At 44.3% G+C, this 596-nt stretch carries 1 protein-coding gene; it reads right to left on the bottom strand.

Annotated elements, in window-relative coordinates:
• Nucleotides 1-596 (bottom strand): AAA family ATPase (locus Q3C19_RS18340; protein WP_302731313.1); only part of this gene is annotated, 596 nt, incomplete at both ends.

Below are 596 nucleotides of genomic sequence, written 5' to 3'. Positions count from 1 at the left end.
TCCCTCGATAAATTCGCGGATGGCGCTTTGCCGTTCCAGTTCTTTGGCAAAGTACTGAAAAACAGGTTGCCAATCGCCTTGTAAAGCCATTCCTTTAACAAGCATAGAAAGCTGTGACATGTCCATATCAAAAACTGAAGCATTGCGGTAGGCTTCAATTAGGTAGGTATACAGCTGTTCGCGTACAGTCAGATTGGGAATGCCTAAAATAGGACTACCAAAATCCGTCCCTTGTATAGACAACATACCGAAATAGAACAGCAGACTCTTGAAATTCTCCGTGTCGACCATCCGTTCGGCAGGGAAAGATTGTGCGATGTTGGCCGTCACCTTTCCCTCTACTACCAGTTGCTGGATAACGGAAGTATTAACACCTAATCGTTTGTCTATCTGCACCAAGTGGCGAAGTTTGTTGTAGTCTGTGCGGATGTTGGTATCGACCATCATCTTAGGCGGTTTATGCCGTTGCATATATTCATTAAGAAAGTATAATGTCATGTCTGAGTTGAACATGTGCTCGTCTGACATATCCTCTGAGAAACAGTAGTTGTCATACCATGGCCGCATCTCTTCTAACAGATCATCCACCGTAACCT

Origin of the sequence: Bacteroides sp. ET489, assembly GCF_030518095.1 — a bacterium.
GTDB classification, from domain to species: Bacteria; Bacteroidota; Bacteroidia; order Bacteroidales; family Bacteroidaceae; genus Bacteroides; species Bacteroides ndongoniae.
This window is presented reverse-complemented; position numbering and strand designations above follow the sequence as displayed.